This window comes from Parabacteroides sp. AF17-28 (assembly GCF_003479205.1).
Classification (GTDB): domain Bacteria; phylum Bacteroidota; class Bacteroidia; order Bacteroidales; family Tannerellaceae; genus Parabacteroides; species Parabacteroides acidifaciens.
In genome coordinates this window covers 1067-17908 of sequence record NZ_QUGV01000030.1, presented here as the reverse complement: position 1 = coordinate 17908, position 16842 = coordinate 1067, and the positions used below count along the sequence as shown (strand labels likewise).

The 16842-nt window shown below is 49.7% G+C and carries 6 protein-coding genes; 1 reads left to right on the top strand and 5 read right to left on the bottom strand.

Translation table 11 applies throughout. The features are described from left to right. The first annotated feature begins 2 nt into the window (after positions 1-2). Positions 3-3257 carry a glycosyl hydrolase gene (locus DWW90_RS17620; RefSeq protein WP_122345926.1) on the top strand — a complete coding sequence of 1085 codons (3255 nt, stop codon included), beginning with the start codon at positions 3-5 and terminating at the stop codon, positions 3255-3257. Positions 3258-3303: 46 nt separating this feature from the next. Here DWW90_RS17620 and DWW90_RS17615 read toward each other — a convergent pair whose 3' ends face one another. The 5 genes from DWW90_RS17615 to DWW90_RS17595 form a co-directional block, all read right to left on the bottom strand. Continuing rightward, positions 3304-4734, bottom strand: coding sequence for an L-fucose/L-arabinose isomerase family protein (locus DWW90_RS17615; protein ID WP_122345951.1), 1431 nt, complete (start codon positions 4732-4734; stop codon positions 3304-3306). A gap of 15 nt (positions 4735-4749) precedes the next feature. After that, positions 4750-7542 carry a family 78 glycoside hydrolase catalytic domain gene (locus DWW90_RS17610; RefSeq protein ID WP_122345925.1) on the bottom strand — a complete coding sequence of 931 codons (2793 nt, stop codon included), beginning with the start codon at positions 7540-7542 and terminating at the stop codon, positions 4750-4752. Positions 7543-7555: 13 nt separating this feature from the next. Then, positions 7556-10669, bottom strand: coding sequence for a glycosyl hydrolase (locus tag DWW90_RS17605; protein ID WP_122345924.1), 3114 nt, complete (start codon positions 10667-10669; stop codon positions 7556-7558). Between the two features lie 62 nt (positions 10670-10731). Continuing rightward, positions 10732-12258: a RagB/SusD family nutrient uptake outer membrane protein gene (locus tag DWW90_RS17600; RefSeq protein ID WP_122345923.1), complete on the bottom strand. Its 1527-nt coding sequence runs from the start codon at positions 12256-12258 to the stop codon at positions 10732-10734. A 35-nt stretch (positions 12259-12293) separates the two neighbouring features. Continuing rightward, the gene (locus tag DWW90_RS17595) at positions 12294-15404 is read right to left on the bottom strand and encodes a TonB-dependent receptor (protein WP_122345922.1); all 3111 of its coding nucleotides are present in this window, start codon (positions 15402-15404) and stop codon (positions 12294-12296) included. Between the last annotated feature and the right edge of the window lie 1438 nt (positions 15405-16842).

Here is a 16842-nt window from a genome sequence, read left to right as displayed (position 1 = left end):
ATATGGAAAAACTTCACCCGGTACGGCGCTTGCTGTACACCGCTTTCTTATTGTTGTCTGTGTGCATCCTGAGTGCGCAGGTTCCTGTGGTCCCTTCACCGGAGGTTCTGGATAAGCCTTTCGGAGAAGCGGATAAAGCAGCCTTTTCTGCTCCCGATAAAGTTTTCTATCCGGAGACATGGTTCCATTATATCGGTGGAAATGTTTCCTTAAAAGGTATCACCGCCGATCTGGAAGCGATTGCCGCAGCCGGTTTTTCCGGGATACAGCTGTTTCATGGGCAATTCGGTACTGTCTGGCCGGGAACGGATTCCCAAATTGCCTGCCTGAGTCCTTTGTGGGATCATGCGGTTAAGCATACCGCCGAGGAGTGCAAACGGTTGGGATTGCGGTTTACGATGCAGGGTTGTCCGGGATGGGCAATGGCCGGCGGTCCCTGGATTAAGCCGGAAAATGCCATGCGCCATTTGGTTTGGAGCCGGACGGACGTGACGGCAGGCGCTTTACATAAGCAGCTCCCCGTACCACAACCGAGCGGAGAAGACTGGCGGGACTACCGGGATGTGGTTGTCCTGGCTTTCCCGACTCCGGATGGCGATACGGGCGAACCGTTACAGGCGGACGGGATCACCAGTAATGTGGAATGCAACTGGACGGATTATTTGCAGGGAAAGGCTGAGAAGCCGTTGAACCTGTCTCCCGCCGCCAATGGCCCTTACTGGCTGGAAATAGCCTATCCGGAGGAGACTGTTGTCCGGACAATCGAATTGTCTTCCGTCCGGCAAATGAACCATAGCTGGTGTTTCGAGCCGGGAGTCAGCCTGAAAATGGAAGCTGTCATGCCGGAAGGAGGGAGCGTCGAGGTCCTGAATACCGAAATGCCGCAAAGCAACTGGCAGGACGACCGGACGATTTCTCTCTCATGCAAGGAAGTAAAGGGGGCGAAGAAATACCGCATCAGCATCGTAAATAAACATGATATGGCGTTGCAATCCTTACGCCTGTTCTCGGCAGCCCGCAAGAACAACTGGGAGTCGGAAGCGGCGTGGACATTACGTACGATGGAACGGAAAGGAGATGCCATCCGCTATGCCGATGACGCTTACCTGCATACGGATCAAATCTATGACCTCACCGGCAAGATGAATGCCGACGGTCTTTTGGAATGGGAAGCGCCTGCCGGCAAGTGGACGATCCTGCGGGTGGGACATGTCAATACGGGAATGAAGAACGGCCCTGCACCGGCGGAAGGAACCGGCTGGGAATGCGACAAGTTCTCTTTGGATGGTTCCAACGCACAGTTTGACGGATACCTGGGAAGGCTCTCCAACGGTCCGTTGGCCGGCGGTCTGCTGAAAGGCGTCCTTTTCGATAGCTGGGAATGCAGGACGCAAACCTGGACCGCCCGTATGGAGGAGGAGTTTGAGAAGAGAACCCGTTACCCGCTGCGGAAATGGCTGCCGGCCCTTTTCGGTTATGTGGTCGACGATCCGGAAACGACCACCCGCTTCCTGAACGACTGGAGGCAGGTAATCAACGGCCTGTTTGTGGATAATTTCTTTGGCAACATGGCCAACAGGGCGAAAGAGCAGGGTATGTCCATTTCGTATGAGACGGCGGGCGGAGATGTATTCCCGGCAGATATCCTCGAATATTATAAATATGCGGATGTCCCCATGTGTGAATTCTGGCAACCGATGACCGAAAACTATGTCGGTTCGCTGAACTTTAAACCGATTAAACCCGCCGCTTCCGCCGCCCGTATCTACGGCAAACCGCGTGTGGCAGCCGAGGCCTTTACCTCTTTCAGCCATACCTGGGACGAATCGTTCCCGATGTTGAAGGAAGTGGCGAACGTAAATAGCATAGAAGGGGTGACGCACCTGATCTTCCATACCTATACGCACAACCCGCAGGTCGGCTTCCTGCCTCCCGGCACTTCGTTTTCGGGGGCCGGTATCGGTACGCCTTTCCTGCGCGGGCAGACCTGGTGGAAATACATGCCTGACTTCACTACCTATCTGGCAAGATGCGGGTATTTGCTGGAGCGGGGAAAACCGGTTTCCGATGTCCTGTGGTATCTGGGAGATGAGATAGACCATAAACCGAACCAGGAGTTCCCTTTTCCGGCAGGTTTCAAATATGATTACTGCAATACGGATGTCCTGTTGAGCCGCTTGTCTGTCCGGGACGGACGTATCGTTACGCCGGAGGGGATCAGCTACAGTGTTTTGTGGTTGCCCGAGACGACCCGTATGTTGCCTGAAACGGTGGAAAAACTGTATGCCCTGATCGACGCCGGAGCGACTGTCATCGGTGACGCTCCTGCCGGATTGGCTACCCTGATGGGTGGCAAAGAGGCTTCCGACCGGTTGAATAAAGCCGTCCGCCGGATCTGGACCGCTCCCGGCATCCATACAATCGGAAAAGGCCGGATCGTTTCGGGTATGCCGCTCGACAAGAGCCTGGCAGCACTGAATCTTCAGCCGGATGTCAGACAGACCGACGCTTTGTGGTCGCATCGCCGGGCAGGCGATACGGACTGGTATTATGTCTGTGCGCCGAAGGGGAAAGGCTTTAAAGGCACCTTGGATTTCCGTGTAAGCGGGAACGTCCAGTTATGGAATCCGGTAAACGGTGAAATGAATGATATCCCTGTCCGGTCGGTCGATGGCAGGACACAGGTTCAGTTAGATTTGCCTCAGTCCGGCTCTTGTTTTCTCGTTTTCAATGCGCCCGGCAGTCCGGTACAGGAGCTTCGGGAACGGCAGCTTGTATCCACCTTGCCTTTAAATGGTCCTTGGAAACTCCGTTTTCCGGAGGGCTGGGGAGCACCGGCTTCCATCTCCCTTCCCGTATTGAAATCCTGGAAAGACCTGGACATTCCGGCGGAAGGGAAAGCCTTCTCCGGTACGGCCACCTATTCCACTCAGTTTGAAGTTAAAAAAATAGATAAGAACCGGACCTATCGGCTCGACTTAGGCGATGTGCAGCGGATTGCCGAAGTCTATCTGAACGGACAAAAGGTAGGCGTTGCCTGGACTATGCCTTACGAGATGGATGTTACCTCTTATCTGAAGAAAGGGAAAAACACATTGGTCGTGAAAGTTACGAATACCTGGTTCAACCGTCTTGTCTACGATGTAAACCGTCCGGAAGCTGAACGAAAGACCTGGGTCTTGAAATGGCCGGAAAAAGATGCTCCCCTAAGAGACAGTGGCTTGTTAGGTCCCGTCTCTCTGAAGATAGAGCAGTAAGGGAATGTATCATTTTGTAACCGGCGGAGCTTCTTCCTGTCTCTTTTCAGCAAATCCGTACGATCGGAATATCTAACAGGAAAGCAATTTTTGTCAGCTTGTCGGCTATGTGTCCGATGCCGATGGCACAATGGTGGGAGGGGCCGGCTTTGCTCCAGTTGTCCATAAAGGCGCGTGCCCCGCAACTGAAGTGGTAGCGGCTGTTCGTGTTTCCTATTTGCAGGGTAGGGCCGTCGACCGATTCTCCTTCTGCCGCGAGGAGGAAAACGCCCTCTTTCCCTTCGCATACGGAAAGGAAGGTGACGGGACCCTGTTTGACCCGCATCTGGATAGACAAACCTTTGCCCGGCTTGCCATGATAGATGGGCAAGGGGACGAGGCTTACTTTTCCTTCCGCGATGGCAAAATGGGCGGGACCGTCGTGTCCCCACAAGACAACATCATCGTTAAAGTCCATCGCATACGGTTCGGAGAAAGAACCGCCTGCTCCTAAAAGGGACATTATTTTCATTGCTTGTACGTTCTTTACTTCGCATTCTCCGGCAACAGGGATGTCGCGCCCTGTGAGCAGCGTGTTTCCGGCAATGACCGACGTGACGATATGCTCGTAATCATTGCCCTGCCATCCTTCGTAGTAATAAGCCATCGAACCGAGGCGGTGCGCTTCGACTAACTTGTCGAGGGCGACTGATGTCCGGGCGGCACGGTCCAGTTCATACTCTTCGCAGTTGGGATCGACTTCGAACATCGTACGGAATTCCTGCCGCTTTGCTTTTAGCTCTTCTTCGGTCACCTGATCGCGATAAGCCTTCAACTCGCACATCTCCAACAGCTCGATATGGGTGCCGAAGGTAGTCGATTGGAGGGTGGTGTCGGTGTAGACGTCCAGCATTCCGCCGTAATAGTGTCCGAGGATTCCCATCCGGTTGTTGCGCATTCCCCGTACGGCCCGGGCGGCATCGATCCAGTTCTCTATTTCTTTCCAGACTGCCGGTTCCCGGAGGTATCCCGTTATGATATCATATTTGAGGCCCGCCCGGTTGAACACGCAGGCAAACTCCGGAGTGGAGCAGGCCTGGCAATGAGCCAGCCATTCGCCGGTCATTTTCCCCCTGTCGCCCAATCCGTTGATATAGTCGTAGTCTATCGCCGCTACGGGTTGGAGGTTTAAGAGGATAACCGGCGTTTTAATGCGCTGGGCTATGGGAAGGACCGTCGATGAAAGGGCATATGTGGAGATGAAGATAAAGAGGATTTCGATCTCCTCGCTTTTCAGTTCTTCCGCCGCACGGATCGCCTTTTCGGGCGTGTCCACCATGCCGCCGTCGACAACGATAGCCTGCAGGTCCGATATCCGGTTGCCGATCTCTTGTTGGTAACCTGTTAACCGGGGAAGCAGCCCCTCGAACTGATCCCAATAGGTGCACAGTCCGACTCCGATTAAACCTACTTTTACTTTCTTTTCTGCTGTGTTCATCATGTCTTTATATCGTTATGTTTTCTTTGCATGAAAAGTATAAATCCCGGAACCGACCGTTATCACGATGTATTTGTTCCCTTCTTTCCGGTACTCGATACCGGGAATATCCTGCAGGCGGATGTCGCTTTCCGTTATCTGTCCGGCGTCTGCGGACGGGAGATAGACGGATGCCCGGCTGTTTGCAGGCACTTCCACCCGGATCGTAAACTCTTTTTCGTTGTCTTTCCAGTCCGAGACGATCCGTCCGTAGGGCGACTCATAAGATGCGTTTGCCTCGCGGACATCGCCGACCGGTTCGGGCTTGATGACGATATGCTTGAATCCGAACGAATCCTCCTGCTGGCGGATGCCGCCCAGCCCGCTGAACAACCATTCCATCAGGTGGCCTAACATAAAATGGTTGTTGGAGACAAACCCGTATGCTTGCCACGATTCGGTGAGGGCGGTCGCCCCGTGCGCCAGTTGCCAGCCGTATCCCGGCGTGTCGTATTTGCAGTTCATGTCGTAGATCACATCCGACGCGCCGCCTGCTTCGAGGGCACGCAGCACGTAACGGTAGCCTACATCGCCTGCCGTCAGGGCATTGTTCCGGCTGCGTATATCGGCGATCAGGTTATTGAACACCTGTTGCCTGTTTTCCGGAGTGGTCAGCCCCATATAGAGGGCGACGGCGTTTGCCGCCTGGCTGTCGCGGTCGTACTTGCGGGTCGACGGGTTCCAGAAAGTCCGGTTGAAGGCTTGTTTGATCCGGGCGGCCAGCTCGCTGTATTGGCGGGCGTCTTCCGGCTTGCCTAAAAGATTGGCCATCTTTTCCATCAGCGTGACGTCGTAATAGTAAATGGCGGTAGCCGTGACGCCGTTTGAAGTCAGTTGTGCCTCTCCCGGGCTTTTGGGGCCGATGTCGAACCAGTCTCCTAAGCCGTAGGCGATAATATGGTCGTCGGCTTTTGAAGACAGGTAGTCGATGTACCGCTGCATATCCGGATAATAGGTCTCGATCAGGCGCGTGTCGCCATACCATTGGTAGATATACCAGGGGCTGATGATGAACGTGCTTCCCCATTCCGGCGTGTCCTTGAAGCCGCCTTCAAACTCGACCAGTTCGGGGGCGATAGTCGGTATCATGCCATTGGCGGCCTGCGTGGAGCGCATATCGTTGAATGTCTTTTCATACAGGCGTGCCAGGTTGTAGCGGTATTGTACGGAATATTGCATCAGATGCGCCTCCTCCAACCAGCCCAACTTCTCGCGGTGCGGACAGTCGGTCAACACGCTTGCCATATTGCTGCGGATCGCCCAGTCGATCAGTTCGTACGTCTGGTTGAACAAAGGTTTTGAGCAATGGAAGCTACCGGCGTTTTCCGCCGAGTTGCAGGTATGAAGGCCCGTAATCTCTGTGATTTCAGGCAGTCCGTCCGGGTTGGGTTGTCCGGCTGGGACGGCCCCTTCCACCTGTACGTAGCGGAAGCCATAGTAAGTGAACCGGGGCTGCCAGCTTTCCGCGCCGTTCCCTTTCGGGGTGTAGCCGAACCAGAACGGGGCGCCGCTCGCACTCTGGTTGACGGTACTGTCCGGGTTCAGCAGTTCAGCGGGATAGAGTTTGACCGGTTGCGCCTTCCGGGCGTTCAGGGAGAGATGCACGATGCCGGAGAGGTTCTGTCCTAAATCATATACCCACTGTCCCTTCCGGTTTTTGAAAAGGCGGACAGTCGGAATCCGGTCACGTACGGTCAGTGGTGCGGAGCGTTGGGAGAGAAGCCGCGTTTTCCAGCCCGTGTCTAAGGCTTTATCCCAGGAATGGTCGTCGAAACCGGGTTGCATCCAGCCGGCCTGTTCCTTGTTGGCGTCGTAGTCTTCGCCGCCGTAAATGCTGCTGTAGGTGACGGGGCTTTCCGTCGCTTTCCAGTCCGTACCGGTTACGACAGTCTGCGTGCTGCCGTCTGCATAGTCTATTTGTATTTTCATAAGCAGGCGGGGCGCGCCGTAAGAGGCGAGCAGTTTGAAATAGCGTTCACGCGGGATGTTGAAAAAGCCGTTTCCGAGCATGACGCCGACTGCGTTCTGTCCCTGCTGCAACTGCCCGGTAATATCGAAGGAGACATATAGGGCGCATTTGTCATACTTCGTCCATCCCGGATCGAGGAAATTGTTGCCGACCTTATCCCCGTTGAGGAACATATCGAAATGTCCGAGTCCGGAAACGTATGCGACCGCCCGCTTCACCGGCTTTTGGACTGCAAACTCTTTCCGGAACTGTGGCAGCCGGTACATGCCGGTCTTTTTCCCTTTCAGGGCGCGGTCCACGTTGGTCAGGCCGTGCAATCCGGTCGTGATTATTTCATCTTTCCTGTCTTTTTCCCATGTGATCCATTTAGCATTGTTCCAGTCATTCTCCGAAAGAAGCCCCATGCCGAACCGGTGGATCAGGCTCCAGGGCGAGGGATTTCCTTCTTTATCCCAGCTTTTTACTTTCCAGTAATATACTTGTCCGGCTTTCAGTTCCTTCCCGTTGAAGGGGACAAGAACGGAGGATGAGGAGTTGTTTTTCCCGCTGTCCCAGATATTCCCGTCACCGGCTTGCAGCTTTTCCGGCGAGTCGGCTACGAGTATCTGCCAGGCCGATTGCTCGAAGTTACGTTCTTGTGCCTGTATCTGCCAGCTGAAGCGGGGCTGAGGTGTTTCGATTCCCAACGGCTCTTCCTCATGTTCGCACCGCAGGTTGTACACGGAATGAGTACCCGTCGCCTGTAAAAGGACCGGAAAGAGGATGAACAGGATACAAATGCTAAATGGTTTCGTTTTCATGGTACTGACTTTGTTAATGTATTAATTCGAAATCTTCCTTCAACCCGTAGTCCATCATCTGATATTCGTTTCCGGGTATCGGTTTGTTTACGTTTTTCCAGTGCCAGGGCGAAGCTAAGCCGGGAGCCGGATTCTTGTAATGCGGGCCTAACAGGTTCTTCAGGCTGCCGATCACATGCACGTCGATGTTGTTGTCTCCCTCTTTCAGATAGGGCGTAACATCCAACTGCCAGGGGTCGAAAGCGATGATACCGGCCTTTTGTCCGTTGACATATACTTCGGCAACCGTGCCGCTCCACTTGTTCAGTTTGACGGCATACCGTCCTGTCAGGTTGTTTACGGTATAGTTCTTGCTATAGCTCATATCCCAGGAGTAGAACGGCTGTTGCTGTTCTTTCCAGCTGCCTAATGTGAAAGATGTTTGCGGGGTACTGATGCTCCATCCTTCTTTTTCGGGTACTACCGAGAAGTTTCCGGTGATGTAGACAGGTTCTATCTCCGCAAAGATGCTCATCGGGCTGATGCTGAGCTCGACCGTATTATTGCCTTTCTTCACTAACTCGCCGATCGGGTAGACACCGAAGGAGCGGTCCAGCCACCATTCGCCCGGAATGGCTTTGACGGTGCTGCCGTTTACTTTGACGGTGAACAGTTCGGGACGTTCGGCCACGAGCTTCATTCCGGAATAGTCGAATGCATCGTTTACCGTGAAATGATAGGAAGCCGTAAAACCGCCATCCTTGAAGTTGTCGCGATCCAGAATGTTCCGTTTGTATTGGACGGAGGTGTTCCAGGGATTGCCGTTCGCGAATCCATGCGCCTTGAAAGCGATGTCGGCGGCCTGTGAGAAGTGCACTTTCTTATGCGTTTGCCCTTTTACTGTCACGTCGCAGAAGTCGATTGTCAGTGCATTGTCTTTCAGGCGGCTGACAACGGTCTGGCCGGTTGCCGTAAGCGGACTGTTCCCTGCTTTCTGAGGGCGTGCCGGATAGTTCCCTGCACGCTTGGAAGGGCAGTAGAGCAGAAGGCTTCCCGCCGGTTCAATCGTAAAGGATACGTTTTGCTTGTCCCCCTCTTTTGAAGACGGATATGTATAAATTTCACCGCTTAAAGCATCCATTTCCAGAACGGCTTTACCCGGTATCGAAAGCATTCCGTTGACGGCTTCGTCCATCGAAGAGTTGACAAGGAAAAGCAATTCCCCGTCTGCAAACAGGCGGCGCTGGTGGTACAGGTTACCACCGTTGAAGCTGATCCGGAACTTATCGGAAGAGAAATACTTGCCGATCACATCCCGGGACAATCCGGGAAGTGTGGTAACGGCTGCCTTGGAAAGCAGTTCCGACAGTCCGTTGTCGACTGCTCCGTCTATCCGGGTGGGAGAGGAGAAGGCAACGATCTTACCTCCCTGTTCGACGAACCGGCTGAGGAGGTCGAAGGTCGGTTTGTTCACTGTTTCCATCATTGGGGGCAGGACAAGTGTCGAATAGGATGCCTTGCCCACGATGAAACGGCCGTTTTCGACCTTTCCCTGGTCTTTGATGATGTTTTCGGAACCGAGGTCATATTCCACCTGATTCTTTTCCAAAGTCGTTACAAACGCCTGGAATGCGGTCCCTATCTCCATCAGTTTCGGGGAACTTCCGGCATGGACGTAGTAGCTCCACAGTGTCGAGTTGGGTTCCAGTACCAGGATATCGTTCTTCTGGATGCCTTTGCTCATGACTAACGAGAGGCGTCCGTAGTAGTCGTTCAGCTCGCGGTAGTTCGACCACCAGGGGGAATGATAGGTGAAGACGGGCGGATAGTCGTATTTGCGCGCCCCTGTCAGTGTCATGTGCGCCAGGTGCTGGTTCATGAAGTTTACGCCTAAGACATATTCCCAGTCGCCCAACCGTTTGAAGTCTTTGAACGTTTCGTCCCATCCGCCGCCGCCATAGGTTTCGCTGAGCGTGCGTGAGCGTCCCGTCTGGTTGGCGGCACTGCGTAATTCCTTTACGGCCCGGATATTTCCGAACTGCGCTTGCGGACTGGTTTCGTTGAACTGGTTGAAAAGCATGTCGATTGCCGGGACCTGATGCCAGGCGTACATCGCCATGTTGTCGGGGCCGTCGTTCATCTGTGGCCAGCCGTGTTCCCAGTAATGGCCTGTCCATTTCAGGTTATTGGCCTCGCAATAGTTGTGCCAGGGCTTGGACCAGCGGTCGACGAACATCTGCAACAGCGTTTCCATATAGTTGTGGCGCACCTGTTTCCAGTTGCCTGTCTCTTCGTTGAGGAGCGGAAGGAGCGGGAGAAGATCGTATCCCCATTGCTTTTGGAATACCTCGAACAGGTCGGGAGTCCAGCGCAGGCCGCCCGGACTGCTGATGTTAGGCTCATCGGAGAAGACGCCGAAAACGGATTTCCCGAATTCCTCTTTAATCGTTTTCTCGTATCCTTTCATCGTGACATCGATGAACTTCTCGGTGACGCCGGGCACAAGCAGGTCGACGTAGGAGTAACCGCCATACCAGTCCGATTTTCCCAGAGAGGTCTTTTTGTAGAGATAATATTCCCCTTTTGCTTTTTTGTATGCGCCTAACGTCTGTGTGATGTCGGTCCATTTGTCCCCTTCCTTTTTCAGGATGATGAAATACTCGTCCGTTTTGTCCGGCAGCAGGTCCGCTTTCGTCAGGACAAGTCCCTGCCCCTGGTTGTATGATTCGGGCATTTCTTCCGGCACATGTCCGCCGGCAAAGCCGCTCGGGTAGGAGTTCTCGTCATATATCCAGATGTCCAGTCCCATCTCTTTCCCTTTGTCTACGGCATGGCGGAAAAGGGAATACCATTCGTCGGACATATATTCGGTGATCAGTCCCGGACGGGGATGGATGAAGGCCCCTCCGCAACCGGCGTCTTTAAATTCCTTCAGCATACGGTCTATCTCGGCTTCCGTGACTTTCCCGTTCCACACCATAAAGGGGGCTGTGCGGTACTCGGACGAAGGGTCGGCGAACTGTGCTTCCAATGTTGCGAAGTTGTCTGCCGTTTCAACCTTGTTGTCCTTGCAACCGGTCGCACCGAGAGATAGCAGGCCTCCTGCTATGGCAAACATAAAGTTTCTGATAATGTGTTGTGTATTCATGGTGATAATAGTAAAAAAAGACCTTCACTACAAAAGTAAAGGTCTTTTTGTTAATGTGAATATTAATAACCAGGATTTTGCTTAAGCTGATCGTTTAATTGCAATTCATTGTAAGGAATCGGATAAAGCAGATACTCCGGTTTTATCTGATAAGTGCGATCCGGAAGTTCGGTGTCGACCGTTTTGATGTATTTTCCGTAAGCAGTCATCACTTCGATAGCCTTACCTGTTCTCAACAAGTCGTACCAGCGGTGGTTCTCAAATGCCAGTTCATGGCGGCGTTCGTTGGCCACCACATCAGCATTGACCGTCGTAACTGCCGGTAATCCGGCACGGGCACGTACTTGATTGACATAGGGTACTGCATCGCCGGCGCGGCCTTGTTCTACCATGCATTCGGCCAATAGTAACAAGCAGTCTGCATAGCGGTAAACCGGCCAGTTGTCGTCTGTATTCTCTATTTTCGAGTGTCCGTGACGATACTTATTGATGAACGGATAAGAAGCGGGATAATCGTTGATTTTCGGATCTCCAATTTTTAGAACATCAGCTACGACCAATGCATTAGCCGCATCGAGGGTTCCGACGGCTACGGCAATAGAAGGATCTACACGGAGATCGCCTGGTTCGTAAGAAGCGATCATTTCCGGTGTCGGGACATTCCAGCCGCCTGTCAGCAACGTACTGCAATCGGGAACGCCTGTAATGATTTCCGCATTAGTTGTTTTCGGAATGAAATAGTACAGCCAGTCGCTTTGCTGTCCCTGGTCGCCCATCTGGTATTGAATTTCAAAGATCGATTCTTTTCCGTTCTTTTTGGATGTATCGTATATGTCTGCATAGTCGGGGAGCAGTTCATATCCCATATTCATGATTTCTTTTAACTGTCCTTCTGCTGTTGCATAGTCTTTGTCGGGCTTTGTCATCAGGACATAGGCATACAACATCTTTGCTGCTCCCTGGGTCGCAGCTCCGTTTTGCGGGAACTTTACAGTCGGGAGTTTTTCGATCGCATCTTTCACATCATTAATGATTGCGGCATATACATCGTTTACCGAAGAACGGGGTAAGAACGCGTTATCGGATCCTGTCACTTCTTCTAAATGCAGAGGGACGTCTCCGTAGCATTGTACCAGTTGGAAGTACATAAATGCACGGATGAATTTAGCTTCTCCGATCGTTTTGTTTTTGAAATCTTCAGGAAAACTTGTTCCTTCAATACGGTTCAAAATGGTGTTAGCTCTCGAGATGCCGGTGTAACATGCATAATACATTTCGTTTGTCCATTGATTTTGGTCGTCAACGATAAAGTCTGCTATGTTTTCACGATAGACGATATGAATACCTCGGTCTGCTTTGTAACGGGTATAGTGCGTATTGTCGGAACGCATTTCTCCCATCAGATATCCCTGTCTTGCAGAAACTCCCCGCAAAGCGGAATATGCTCCGTTTACCGCTTGGGTAAACTGCTCCTGGGTCTTGAAGAAAGTTGCATCGTTTGGATAGTATTGAGGAGTCAGGTTCAGAAAATCTTCCGAACAAGAAGCCAGAGTTAACAATGCAACGACTAAACTAAATATCTTTTTCATGATCTTTCGTTTTAAGTTTATAATTTATATTCCTGTCAGAATGAGATATTACATCCGATGCTGAATGTTCTCGGAACCGGATAAGTCGTACGGTCAACTCCCAGTCCGCTCCATCCCATGTCCTCGTTCATCGCAATTTCCGGGTTCATACCAGGATATTTGGTGAATGTCGCCAATTGCTGGGCTGTCACATATACGCGGAGCTTAGAGAGATACTGGCTCGGTTTGATAGGAATTGTATATCCTAATGTTATATTCTTGATCGTTAGGTAAGAAGCATCGTACACCCAACTGCTATTGTTGAAACGGAACAATTCAGTCGTACCTGCTTTTGTTCTTGGAACAAGTCCGTCGCCCGGATTTTCCGGTGAACGCCAACGGTTAGCAACTTGCTTGAGAACGTTAAAGCATCCGTCGATATTCAGTGTATGTTCGTAGTTCGAGTTGATAACGTCACCGCCTACTTGTCCGCTGATCAAAATGCTCAGGTCGAAGTTTTTCCAGGAGAATTCATTTGTCATACCATAAATGAAATCCGGGTTCGGATCACCGATTTTTACACGGTCATTATTATCGATTATGCCATCAGGAACACCATTAGGACCGCTGACATCCTTCATGCGGACCGTACCGATTTCGGAAGATGCATGTTTCGGTTGGCTGTTGAGCTCTTCTTCTGTCATATATACACCGTCGAATATATATCCCATAAATATACCAATGGGTTCACCTACGGCCAGACGATTGAAATCTTCCTGGTTGGAATATCCGCCTTTAGGAGTATCGTTTGTTCCCATTTTGGTTATTTCGTTGCGGTTGAAAGCGATATTCAGATTGGTTGTCCATTTGAATTCACCGATAAGATTACGGGATTGCAACGTAATTTCGTGTCCCCATGCCTTATAATCTCCGATGTTGGAATAGATATTGGAGAAGCCGGAAGCCCTTGGGATATCTACCTGATACAAAAGTCCGTTCACATTCTTTTTATAGTAGTCATACATTAGGTAGATGCGGTCGTTCAGGAAACCGAGATCGACACCCAAGTCCAACTGTTTTGTTTCTTCCCAGGTCAGAGCATTATTTCCTAAATTACCTAATCCCTTTCCCGGAGCTAACGCACCGCCTAAAACGTAGTTGTAAGTGCTTACGCCTGCAATATACCGGTAGTTACCGATATTATAGTTACCGGTTAAACCATAACTGGCTCTTATTTTCAGATAATTCATTACATCTGTCACCGGTTCCATAAAAGCCTCGTCGGAAGCAATCCATCCGGCAGATACAGAAGGGAAGTTCGCATATTTATTACCGGTCCCGAAGCGAGAACAACCATCCCGTCGGAATGTGGCTTGCAGCAGGTAACGGTCTTTGAAGCTATAGTTCGCACGTGCGATGACAGAGGCCAAAGTCCATTGTTCGATGTTATTGTCACCGTTTTTGGTGGCGCCGGCTCCCATCCATGGGATATCGTCACTTGGGAAATCTGTCGCTGTTAATTGGTTGTATTCGTTTGAATACTTCTGGGCACTATAACCTAATAAAGCGTCAATATTATGATCTCCGAATTTATGGTTATACATCAACATGTTTTCAATTGTCCAGCTATAGTGGAAATTGGTATTATATTGGCCGCTTGCCTTCTGTGGGGGAGCGGTAAACATGGCTCCACCCGCTGTTGAAGGAGTGAAGTCTCTATAGTTCTTTGCTCCTAAATCGAAACCAGCCTGGAATTTATATTTGATCCCACCCCAAATATCCAATTCAGCGAAAGCGTTGCTAAGCAAAGCCAAATCTTGTGTTCTACTGGTCTTTTCATGTATAACACGTACCCAGTTCGGCTGAGGAAACATCCCCGGAGAATTTAAGGAAAGAATAGGATCTCCATTTTCATCATACGGATTAACGGTCGGATCGGCCAGGAATGCCGCACTTAGTATTTGCCAACCTCCGTCTGTATTCTGATTGTTTTTGATCTGTAGAGTAGGAGCGATGTTCAAACCTAATTTCAGCCTGTCATTAACCTGATAATCATTATTTGCACGTAAGGAATAACGCTCGAAATTAGAGTTGTACATAACACCGTCCTGACGGAAATAACCCAATACGATGGCTGTATTGAATTTGTCTTTATTAGCTGTAACACTGACGCTATAGTTTTGTGTGGCAGCGTTGCGCGTTAATAAGTCATACCAGTTGGTTCCTGCACCATATTGTGACGGATTTTGATATTGCTCGGGTACGCCACCGGTATAACCTTCATATCTGGCAGCATCTTCATAATATTCTTTTTTGTATTGAGCAAACTCTTCTCCGTTCATAACATCCGGAGTTTTCAATCCATTCAAAGTCTGAATACCGAATGTAGCGTTGACGTCTACCTGCGTTTTACCTTGTTTTCCTCTTTTAGTAGTGATCAGCACAACGCCATTGGCTGCACGTGATCCATATAATGAGGTTGCTGCGGCGTCTTTTAGGATAGAAAATGTTTCGATTTCATCCGGATTAATGCTACTAAGATCCATGTTGACAGGAATTCCGTCCACAACAAATAAAGGCGAACTTCCACCGTTTATGGAGGCGGCCCCACGAATACGGAATCCCATACCTTTACCTGGCTGTCCGGTTGACTGGTTGATTTGCACACCAGCTATCTGGCCTTGTAGTTTTTGAGCAAACTGTCCTACCGGAAGATTCTCCAATTCATCTGCATCAATTTTGGATACGGACCCTGTCAAATCTCTCTTTTTCTGGGTACCGTAACTGACGACAACGAGTTCGTCCAGTTCATTTACGTTTTCTTTCAGAACGACATTTAATGTTTTCTGATTGGTTACGGTTACGGTTTTTGTTTCGTATCCGATGAAACTGATTGTAAGTATTTGATTTGGATTAACATCTATGGAAAAATTACCATCCATATCTGTAATAGTACCGATAGTGGTACCTTTTACTGCAATGTTTGCACCAGGTATGGGTTCCCCTTTTGCATCGACTACCCGGCCGCTTATTTTACCGGCTGCCTGTTCTATACCGTTGATAGGATATGTCTCAGCATGTGTTTTTGAAATGACATATCCGGGGCTTAAAAATACTGATAATAACACAGCCTTAGGTAATAGGCTGTTGCATATCGATTTGATCATAATATTAAAATTTAATTTAACAATATAAATTACTCTAACTCTCTTTAATGAAACTGTTTAAGCACGTTCTTTATATCTCTTCATAGGCAAATGATTTAAAAATGACAACTGAATTAGTTCTGGTAGGACTCTGGCTTTTTTTACCTTCTGTTTGCTACCGTGGCAAAATTAGAGATATAAAACTACCAATTGTTTTCAAAAATGATATTAAAATTAACCAAAGTGATATTCTTGCAAAATATATTCTCTCTTTTTCTCTCTGAAAACAACGATAAAGCCTTGAAACAGCCGAAATATTCCTTACGAGACTTATTTGTACTCTTTAAAAGTCTTAGTCCTACCAGAACTAAGGTCTTCTTTCCATTAAAAAAAACTTCCCATCCACCCTGGTATAATAATTCATATTTTAGCGGATTCTGAATCTTCTGCAAATCGGGAGAAATACAATAACCCCCCTTTTGGGCTGTTTTTCTATTTCATCCGAAAAGTTGATCGATTTTGGATTGACTCTTTTCACGGTTTTAACTTGTCCGGCTGACACCGGACAAAATGAGGTGCCGAGACAATTCCCAAAAGCGTACAATTTGATTATCGAAAACCGGAAACACAAGCAAAGTGATAAACCTTAACTCCCGGAGAATCGCCTGTAGCAAAATAAAACGGACGGCGTTCCAAATATCCCAAGGAAATTTTCATGGTTTTTTGCCGTGAGGACGGTCGTTTTTCAAAAGAAGACGGTCATAATCGCCATTGCGACCGTCCTAATGGTCCGTGCACTCGGCACCTCGCAAAGATTAGCACGGTCGCAATGGCAAAGAGGACGGTCGTGATGGCGGAAAACTCCCGGAAAAGTGGAAAAAGTGCATTTTTGAGCTCAAAAAAACGGATTAACATTTGTTTTGTTTCGGATGCCTTCTGGACCTGAAAAATACGTTTTATACAATAAGTCCCCCTGCCGCAGGCTCTCTTTTGGGGGATGTGTCAAAAGTAAGTTCTAACGCTTTAGCGTGTCATTGCGGGCTTGCCCCGCAACCTTATACTAAACTGATTACAGTGATTAGGATGAGATGGCGGGTTAGGGCCGCCAGGACACAGCCGCTATAAATAGGACTTTTGACACATCCTTCTGAAGTCCACAGAGGAAGAGGCTTTGCCTCTAAGCTCTAAAACCGTTCATTGAAACGAAACGGCAAAAGAGAGCCTGCGGCAGGTGGGCTTATTGTATAAAACGTATTTTTCAGGGTAAAAAAACATCCGAAACAAAACAAATGTTAAGCCACTTTTCAGCTGTCAAAAAGGAGCTTTTTCCTATGATCCGGCACCTTATCGCCATGAAGAGGGACTTTATCGCTCTGATCCGGCACTTTGTTGCTCTGAAGTCGGACTTCATATAGCACAAAGTCAACCTTCAGAGTGATGAAGCGTTACTTCACGGCAA

Excerpts from the sequence above, each read along its gene's own strand:
- DWW90_RS17620 (WP_122345926.1), top strand. The coding sequence starts at position 3 with ATGGAAAAACTTCACCCGGTACGGCGCTTGCTGTACACCGCTTTCTTA.
- DWW90_RS17615 (WP_122345951.1), bottom strand. The coding sequence starts at position 4,734 with ATGAACACAGCAGAAAAGAAAGTAAAAGTAGGTTTAATCGGAGTCGGA.
- DWW90_RS17610 (WP_122345925.1), bottom strand. The coding sequence starts at position 7,542 with ATGAAAACGAAACCATTTAGCATTTGTATCCTGTTCATCCTCTTTCCG.
- DWW90_RS17605 (WP_122345924.1), bottom strand. The coding sequence starts at position 10,669 with ATGAATACACAACACATTATCAGAAACTTTATGTTTGCCATAGCAGGA.
- DWW90_RS17600 (WP_122345923.1), bottom strand. The coding sequence starts at position 12,258 with ATGAAAAAGATATTTAGTTTAGTCGTTGCATTGTTAACTCTGGCTTCT.
- DWW90_RS17595 (WP_122345922.1), bottom strand. The coding sequence starts at position 15,404 with ATGATCAAATCGATATGCAACAGCCTATTACCTAAGGCTGTGTTATTA.